The organism is Hydrobacter penzbergensis (assembly GCF_900106985.1).
Taxonomy (GTDB): Bacteria; Bacteroidota; Bacteroidia; order Chitinophagales; family Chitinophagaceae; genus Sediminibacterium; species Sediminibacterium magnilacihabitans.
In genome coordinates this window covers 101,270-108,990 of sequence record NZ_FNNO01000014.1, presented here as the reverse complement: position 1 = coordinate 108,990, position 7,721 = coordinate 101,270, and the positions used below count along the sequence as shown (strand labels likewise).

Annotated in this window: 9 protein-coding genes; 5 read left to right on the top strand and 4 right to left on the bottom strand. The window is 47.0% G+C overall.

Annotated elements, in window-relative coordinates:
* Positions 1–114: 114 nt before the first annotated feature.
* The 3 genes from BLU98_RS14105 to BLU98_RS14095 all read right to left on the bottom strand — a co-directional run bounded on the left by BLU98_RS14105 (position 115) and on the right by BLU98_RS14095 (position 2,635).
* A complete protein-coding gene (locus tag BLU98_RS14105) occupies positions 115–714 on the bottom strand; it encodes a NifU family protein (protein WP_026768562.1) in 600 nt (199 codons plus the stop codon).
* 193 nt (positions 715–907) lie between these two features.
* On the bottom strand, positions 908–1,765 hold the full coding sequence (locus BLU98_RS14100; RefSeq protein WP_092725802.1) for a hypothetical protein: 858 nt from the start codon (positions 1,763–1,765) through the stop codon (positions 908–910).
* Between the two features lie 117 nt (positions 1,766–1,882).
* Complete coding sequence (locus BLU98_RS14095; protein ID WP_092725800.1) at positions 1,883–2,635, bottom strand: hypothetical protein; 753 nt, start codon at positions 2,633–2,635, stop codon at positions 1,883–1,885.
* 148 nt (positions 2,636–2,783) lie between these two features.
* Between BLU98_RS14095 and pxpB the strand changes: the two genes are divergently transcribed.
* Genes pxpB through BLU98_RS14070 form a run of 5 tightly spaced genes read left to right on the top strand, consistent with a single transcriptional unit; the run spans position 2,784 to position 6,811 of the window.
* The gene (gene pxpB, locus BLU98_RS14090; protein ID WP_092725797.1) at positions 2,784–3,515 is read left to right on the top strand and encodes a 5-oxoprolinase subunit PxpB; all 732 of its coding nucleotides are present in this window, start codon (positions 2,784–2,786) and stop codon (positions 3,513–3,515) included.
* Positions 3,496–4,383: a 5-oxoprolinase subunit C family protein gene (locus tag BLU98_RS14085; protein WP_257575002.1), complete on the top strand. Its 888-nt coding sequence runs from the start codon at positions 3,496–3,498 to the stop codon at positions 4,381–4,383. Before pxpB ends, BLU98_RS14085 begins: the two co-directional genes overlap by 20 nt.
* A complete protein-coding gene (locus BLU98_RS14080; RefSeq protein ID WP_092725790.1) occupies positions 4,383–5,123 on the top strand; it encodes a 5-oxoprolinase subunit PxpA in 741 nt (246 codons plus the stop codon). The genes BLU98_RS14085 and BLU98_RS14080 overlap by 1 nt, the downstream gene beginning before the upstream one ends.
* Complete coding sequence (locus tag BLU98_RS14075) at positions 5,104–6,297, top strand: NRAMP family divalent metal transporter (RefSeq protein ID WP_257575001.1); 1,194 nt, start codon at positions 5,104–5,106, stop codon at positions 6,295–6,297. The genes BLU98_RS14080 and BLU98_RS14075 overlap by 20 nt, the downstream gene beginning before the upstream one ends.
* Positions 6,298–6,322: 25 nt before the next feature.
* Positions 6,323–6,811, top strand: a complete 489-nt coding sequence (locus BLU98_RS14070; RefSeq protein WP_092725788.1) for a SixA phosphatase family protein — start codon at positions 6,323–6,325, stop codon at positions 6,809–6,811.
* On the opposite strand, the gene BLU98_RS14065 is transcribed toward BLU98_RS14070, so the two are convergent.
* Positions 6,808–7,695: a DMT family transporter gene (locus BLU98_RS14065; RefSeq protein ID WP_092725786.1), complete on the bottom strand. Its 888-nt coding sequence runs from the start codon at positions 7,693–7,695 to the stop codon at positions 6,808–6,810. The two genes, BLU98_RS14070 and BLU98_RS14065, sit on opposite strands and share 4 nt — an antisense overlap.
* Between the last annotated feature and the right edge of the window lie 26 nt (positions 7,696–7,721).

Here is a 7,721-nt window from a genome sequence, read left to right as displayed (position 1 = left end):
GTATGATAACCTATATCTTTTTATTCACCTCCATTGTGCACAAACCCACCCTTAAAAATAAAAAGAGGCTGCCCTTTTGAGACAGCCTCTTTTATATCGTATCTCTATTGATTTTTATTCTGCTTCAGCAACAACTTCTTTCACTTCAGGAATCATGCGCTTCATCATGCCTTCAATACCGGCTTTGAGCGTGATCATAGAAGAAGGGCAACCACTACAGCTTCCCTGCAGCATCAGGTTCACCACACCATCGTTGTAGCTTTTGAACTGTATCGCACCGCCATCCATTTCAACAGCGGGCTTCACATAATTTTCCAGCAATTCTTTTACGCGCTTTACTACATCATCGTCATCGGCGCTTACCGCATTGCTGGCTTCGTGTTTTACTTTCGCTACTTCTTCTTCGTTCACCACTACACCGCCGTTCTCCAGGTATTCTTTCAGGAATGTTTTGATGGTAGGTATAATATCCTGCCATTCTTCTGTATCGGTTGTTTTAGTAAGCGTTACGAAATTGCTGGCAATGAAAACACTTTTAATGAAAGGAAAACTGAACAGCTCTTTCGCCAAAGGAGACGGAGCTGCTTGTGACTCATCTGCAAAGTCAATGCTCTTGCCCGGATACAACAATTTGTTGGCCACAAACTTCATGGTTTCGGGGTTGGGCGTCATTTCAGTATAGATACTGATCACCGGGTTGCCTGTCTTAATCATACACTTCAATTTTATGGTGTGCAGGGAGCTTATCGAAGTACAAAAATAAACAAAAACCGCGGCTTCGCTGAGGCTGCGGCTCGCGGAAATCAGTGTACATGCCTTTTTTTCGCAAATCGTAAGCTCTTACACGCTTATTGCAATGGCAAAATACATATATGAAAACAGAAAAAATGTAAGCTGCTCAACGATATTACAGGCGTATACCAGCGCTAACCGTTACGTAGAACATGTTCTGTCCGCGCTCTGTAAGGTCGGGCCTTCCGGCTACCGTTGCCAGGTTCTGCGGCATCACATAGGCGGGAATAACGGCCGCATTGAATTTACCCACTACCAGCACCACAGGCATAGAAGCCTCGTAAGACAGGATGTTGAACTGGGTAACATGTTCTGTTACATTTTGCTGCGAAACAGGAAATCCAAAAACATTTTCTTTCTGCAGGTACGTATTGCTGAATTGTTGCGTGCCCGCATAGGCATAAATAGAAGGATCTATTGCGATGGCTGAATTCTTCATCATGCCCTTTGTGATGATAAAGAGATGATCAAGCCCAAAAGTAGCGCCAACGTCTGTTTTGTCGCTGAACTTCAAATCACCTCCAACATTGATGTTGAGTATTTTGTTGGTGTACGCCAGGTTGATCCCGGTCTGCGATTTCAGCGCCGATTGCACCAATGCGCTCTTGTCTTTATAAAGGAACTGGGTATAAAAAATATTCCCGGAAAAATGATCTGACTGAGGAAAGCGGTAACCGCCTTCTACGGTAGCACCTGTGTAAGTTGTCGGCTGGGCACTATTCTGAACAAATATGAAGTTTCCTTGCGCATACAAGCCGCTCTTGTGGCGGAAGCCAACGGTAGGAAAAATACCACTGCTCTTCAAACTATCTGTTCGCCCAAAGTAATGTAAATAAGACTGGTAATTGATTGCAGCATTGAATTCGTTCTTGGGTGCCTGTTTGCTACCGGCAGATGGTCCCTCTTGTGCCCGGGAAAATACCGGTAAGCTTATTGCCATCAACCATAACCATTTCGTGATAATTCTTTTCATACCTGTCTGATTTATCATGTCATTCTAATCCCAGCCAACAACTTACGTATGGTGCCTTAAAAAAGGATACTGGAGTTTAACTGTGCTATAAACAGCACTATATATTGGATATAAAAATTACTGCTTATTGCTTGCTTTCACTTTTCCCTGTGCTTTTACTTCTGTGCTTGCACTCACTTCGGGTTTAGCTTTTTCTTTTGCTTCTTTCATTTCATGGTGAACGGCTGCTTTTGCCCTGTCGGTTTTCGCTTTTACTCTTGCATTGGTCTCATCGGCATCTTCTTTCATTTCTTTTGCTTTGCCTCTTGCATCTACATTCGCGTCTCCATGTACTTCAGACTCTGACCTTTCAGCTGCCCTTACCTGTCCTTTGTCTTCACCACCGGCATTGGAATTGGCATTTGCTTTTGCTCTAACTTTTATGTGGTGATCCTTGTCCTGGTCCTGGCCTTGTGCATTGTCGGCATCTCCATGTACTTCAGATTCTGACCTTTCAGCTGCCCTTACCTGTCCTTTGTCTTCACCGCCGGCATTGGAATTCACATTTGTTTTTGCATTAACGCCTACTCCTGCATTTAACTGTGTATTGCTTTGCAATTTGGAGGCGGTATTAACGGTGGTATTAACAGCTGCATTCGTAGCGTGTGTAGCAGCGGCGGACGCTTTTGCGGCGGCATTGGTGCTTGCATTCACCGCATTGCTGGTAGCTGCTGATGTACGGGCTGCTACCTGGCTTGCCGCACTTGCTGCCTTTGAAGCATTTACTGTGGCGTTGGTAGTTGTTTTAAGTCCTGCCGCAACCTGGGCCTGCGCCGCATTGAAAAATAAAACTACTGCCAGTGCTGCTGAAGACTTGATAATGGTTTTCATGTTGAGTTGAAATTTTGTTTTACAATCTGATTTTAAAAAAACATTTCAAGTTCCGTGCCAATCTGTTCACCTCCAGATAAATCTTTTGATAACTGGTTGTATATAAGTTGTTTATGTTATGCTAATGGTAAAACGTACCTTGTAATTCATGTTATCGATTCCGCCTTACCAACTGCGCAGCATCGGCGATCATGCCCTGCTCATCGACTTCGGTCAATGCATCGATGAACATATCCACCAATGGGTCATGGCCATCTACGACTATTTTCAGCAGGAGCCGCTTGCCGGACTGCTCGATTGTATTCCGGCATACAGCAGTGTCGCATTTGTTTATGATTTGGTATTTTGGCGGAACAAAACAGGCAACTCAACTGTTGTTGATTACCTGGGCAGGATCATCCTCGAAAGGCTCTCCCATGTACAACTGTCCGCCCGCCGGAAAATAAACAGGGTGGATGTTCCCGTCTGCTACGATCCTGCCCTGGGCATCGATATCATCAACCTGGCTGCTGCTCATGGATTAACAGTTGAACAGGTGATCAATATGCACGCTTCAAAATCTTACCACGTATATATGCTGGGATTTCTTCCCGGCTTTGCATATATGGGTAAGGTAGATCCCCGCATCGCCACTGAACGGTTACAGCAGCCAAGAACCCTTGTAAAAGCAGGTAGTGTAGGTATTGCAGGCGAACAGACCGGCATCTACCCGGTTGATTCGCCGGGTGGGTGGCAACTGATCGGACAAACACCTTTGCGGGTATTTGATCCGCGCAAAAAAAATCCCTGTTTTTTCGCACCGGGCGATGAAGTGCTGTTCTATCCCATTACCCTTTCCGAGTTCCAAAAAATCAAAGAGCATGAGTCTGCACATCGTTAAAAAAGGCATACTCGACAGCATACAGGATGCAGGGCATTATGGCCGGCAACACCTGGGTATTGGTCCGGGCGGGGTGATGGACTTTATCGCTTTCCGTACTGCCAACGCACTCGTAGGAAACAGCAAGGGTGAAGCCGTGCTGGAAATGCATTTCCCCGGCCCTGTTATCCACTTTACAGCAGATTGTTTGATTGCACTGAGCGGAGCCGATTTTGGCGCCGTGATCGACGGGGTAGACATCAACATCAACCAGCCACTGGTAGTGAATAAAGATTCCATACTTCGCTTTCAACAAAAAAGAAACGGGGCGCGTTGCTACCTGGCGGTCAGGGGCGGACTGAATAATGAATTGTTCCCTTATCATTTTTCCGGTGAAAATGAAGTGGTGGCTTTACCCTGGAAAGCCGATCTGTGCGGACTGTACAACAATGACCGCATTCGATTCGTTCAGGGTTCTTTTTTTTGTCAACTCTCCGAATCGAGCCGGCAGCATTTCTGCAACAGCCCTTTCAGTATCACAACCCAAAGCAACCGTATGGGTTACCGGTTGAAAGGAGAAGCTTTGCAATTAACAGAAAAACAGGAGCTGGTTTCCGCTGCCGTAACAAAAGGCACCATCCAGTTATTGCCCAATGGTCAGCTCATTGTGCTGATGGCCGATCACCAGACTACCGGCGGATATCCTTGTATCGGTCACGTGATCAGCGCCGATATTCCTTCACTCGCACAGTCAGACAGCGGCCAGGCGCTTGCTTTTGAATCCGTTTCCATTGCCGAAGCAGAAACGCTGCGACTCCACCAGGAGCAACATTTGCAACAACTGCAATATTCCTGTACCTTCCGTATGCAAGAATATTTTTCATTGTAATGATGACCATCGACCTCAATTGCGACATGGGCGAAGGTATGCCGCATGATGCCGGACTGATGTCTTTTATCAGCAGCGCCAATATTGCCTGCGGCTATCATGCCGGCAATGCCGATACCATGAAACGCACTGTTGAACTGGCTTTGCAGCATGGGGTGGCCATCGGCGCCCATCCGGGTTTCAAAGACGCGGCTAATTTCGGCAGGAACGAAATGCATTTACCGGAACAGGCGTTGTATGAATTAGTAGGCGAACAGTTAATGCTGTTGAATCGAATAGCCTGGAATTTGGGAGCCCAACTGCATCATGTGAAGCCGCACGGAGCACTTTACAATATGGCGGCCAAAGATCTTTCCATGGCTGAAACCATTGCAAACGCTGTTAAAATGGTGGATGCCTCCCTGGTATTATACGGACTCAGTGGTAGTAACCTCATTTCGGCAGCACGTGCGGCAGGATTGAAAACAGCGAGTGAAGTGTTTGCCGATCGCAGCTACCAGGACGATGGGAGCCTTACACCCAGGAGCCGCTCCGGCGCTATGATCAAATCAGAAGAGGAGGCGGCAGCACAAGTGCTGCAGATGGTGCGGCAACAAACCGTTACCAGCGTGAACCGCAAACCCGTTACCATCCTGGCAGAAACCATTTGCATACACGGCGATGGCGAGCACGCCGTTTCTTTTGCAAAACATATTCATCACGCGTTAGAACAAAACAACATTGAGATCCGGAAAATTTAAACCCACTTTATTCAGCGGCGTTGGCCTGGGCGCGGCATTTCTCATGGCCAACTCTTCTATCGGACCGGGTTTCCTCACCCAAACAACTGTTTTCACCCAGCAGTTGTTGTACAGTTTTGGTTTTGTGATACTGGTCTCATTATTACTCGACATCGGCGCGCAACTGAATACCTGGCGCATTCTTACCATCAGTGAATTAAGGGCGCAGGACCTGGCCAACAGGTTGCTTCCCGGTCTCGGCTATTTGTTGTCTGTGCTGGTGATATTGGGAGGCTTCGCCTTTAACATCGGCAATATTGCCGGATGCGGACTCGGCGTTAACGTGCTCACCGGGCTTTCTTTTCAACACGGCGCTATCATTAGTTGCGTGGCTGCATTGGTGCTTTTCTGGATACGCGAAATCGGAAAAATGCTCGATCATTTCACGAAGATCGTGGGATCAATTAAAATACTACTGACCCTTTTTATCGCCTTCAGTGCGCATCCGCCGCTATTGCAAGCGATTCATCGTACTTTCATTCCAGAGACCATCAGCTCACAGGCCATTGTAACCATTGTGGGCGGTACAGTGGGCGGTTATATCACATTCTCCGGCGCACACCGGCTGCTCGATGCCGGTATCAAAGGGAAAGAAAGCATGCAGGAAGTGAACCGCAGTGCAATGAGCGGTATCATTATATCAGGACTCATGCGTTTCATTCTCTTCCTCGCTACAGTGGGCGTATTGGTACATGGTGCGGTACTTGAGCACGATAATCCTCCCGCGGGTGTATTCCGTTTTGCAGCAGGCGAATTCGGTTACAGGGTATTTGGTGTTGTATTGTGGAGCGCAGCTATTTCTTCCGTCATTGGCGCTGCATATACTTCTGTTTCTTTCATGAAAACCTTTCACCCTTTGCTGGCAAAATATGAACGCCTTTGTATTTCCATTTTCATCCTGTTGTCAACCGCTGTATTTGTTTTCATTGGCAAGCCAAGGCAGTTGTTGCTTTTTGCCGGTGCCATCAATGGGTTCATCCTACCACTGGCACTCGCCATCATATTGGTTGCCGTTACACGAAAACGGTTGATGAATGGCTACCGGCACCCGCTCTGGATGCAGGCAGCCGGTTGGCTGGTTGTACTGGCCATGGGGTGGATGAGTGTCGACGCTTTTATCAGTTGGGTCAGGTAAACTTTCTAACTTCGTATCAGCAGCTATGAAAACATTATTGGTTATCCGGCACGCAAAAAGTAGTTGGGATAATGCTTCCCAGGACGACTTCGACAGGCCCCTCAACAGCAGGGGTCACTACGATGCACCTGAAATGGCCCGGCGGCTGCTCGCAAGACAAATGCAAATAGACACATTCATTTCCAGTACTGCCGTTCGCGCTTTTACCACAGCTACCTATTTTGCAAAAGCTTACCGCTTATCCGAGAAGAAGATCATCGCTGTTCCGGAGTTGTACCATGCATCTGTTGCAGTTCTCTTCCGTACCATTTCACAGATCGATAATCATTATCAGTCTGCCGCTATTTTTTCGCATAACCCCGGTATCACTGCATTCGTTAATGAACTCTGTTCCGTGAAGATCGACAACATGCCTACCTGCGGCATTTTTGCCGTAGAATCCGATACCTTACAGTGGAAGGATTTTCAATGGGCCGAAAAATCTTTTTTGTTTTTCGATTATCCCAAACTTTAGGCGCGCTTTCTGTTTACCAGGTACACTCCGGAAAAGATCAATGCAGTTGCTGCGGCTTTTATCAAAGTAAAATGATCTCCCAGGAAAAGAATGGAAACAATAGCCGCAAAAACAGGTTGCGTATAGATATAGCTCCCTGTAGCAGATGGCCCGATGATGGAAAGCGCATACACGCTCATCAAATAACCAAGGAAAGTGCCTGCAACTCCCACAAAGCCCAATGCCAGCCAATGACTTGCATGAAATGCCTGCCAGTTGGTATGCACAAATGGTCCCCATCCTATAGGCAAAATGCCCAGCGCACCTATTGTAAGTACCCACCTGGTAACATGCAGTGCGCTGTATGATTGCATCAATGGTTTTGCCAGCACCAAGTAAAAAGCATAAGCGATAGCTGCCATCAGCGCCAACATATCTCCCAGCATATTATTTGTATTGTTGCCGGTGGTATCCTTGATCATAATCAGTATAGCAGCGCCACTGATACCGCAGGCGAGTCCTGCTAACCTGGTCAGGTTCATTTTTTCTTTCAGCAACCAAACAGCGAAGATGCTGATGAAAATGGGTGTTCCCAGGGAAAGCATAGCGCCATGAAAAGAAGAGGTCATGGAAAGCCCTTTGATCAAACAGACCTGGTTCAGTGTAATGCCGGTGAGGCCGCAGAGAATAAAACGGGGAATGTCTTTTTTCTGAATGCCGGCGGCGGTACCGGGCTTCATGAGAAACAATGACCAGAACAGCGAAACGCTTACCAACACCCTTACCACATTTACCGCAAGGGGTTGTATATAAGACGGTGTAACGTATTTGATAATGGCATAATTAATACCGAAAATAAAATTGGCTCCCAATCCGGCCAGGTGCGCTTTGGTGTTCTTGGTCATCGCTCCGGTAAAATTAATCCCTGCGA

Excerpts from the sequence above, each read along its gene's own strand:
- BLU98_RS14105 (WP_026768562.1), bottom strand. The coding sequence starts at position 714 with ATGATTAAGACAGGCAACCCGGTGATCAGTATCTATACTGAAATGACG.
- BLU98_RS14100 (WP_092725802.1), bottom strand. The coding sequence starts at position 1,765 with ATGAAAAGAATTATCACGAAATGGTTATGGTTGATGGCAATAAGCTTA.
- BLU98_RS14095 (WP_092725800.1), bottom strand. The coding sequence starts at position 2,635 with ATGAAAACCATTATCAAGTCTTCAGCAGCACTGGCAGTAGTTTTATTT.
- pxpB (WP_092725797.1), top strand. The coding sequence starts at position 2,784 with ATGTTATCGATTCCGCCTTACCAACTGCGCAGCATCGGCGATCATGCC.
- BLU98_RS14085 (WP_257575002.1), top strand. The coding sequence starts at position 3,496 with ATGAGTCTGCACATCGTTAAAAAAGGCATACTCGACAGCATACAGGAT.
- BLU98_RS14080 (WP_092725790.1), top strand. The coding sequence starts at position 4,383 with ATGATGACCATCGACCTCAATTGCGACATGGGCGAAGGTATGCCGCAT.
- BLU98_RS14070 (WP_092725788.1), top strand. The coding sequence starts at position 6,323 with ATGAAAACATTATTGGTTATCCGGCACGCAAAAAGTAGTTGGGATAAT.
- BLU98_RS14065 (WP_092725786.1), bottom strand. The coding sequence starts at position 7,695 with ATGACCAAGAACACCAAAGCGCACCTGGCCGGATTGGGAGCCAATTTT.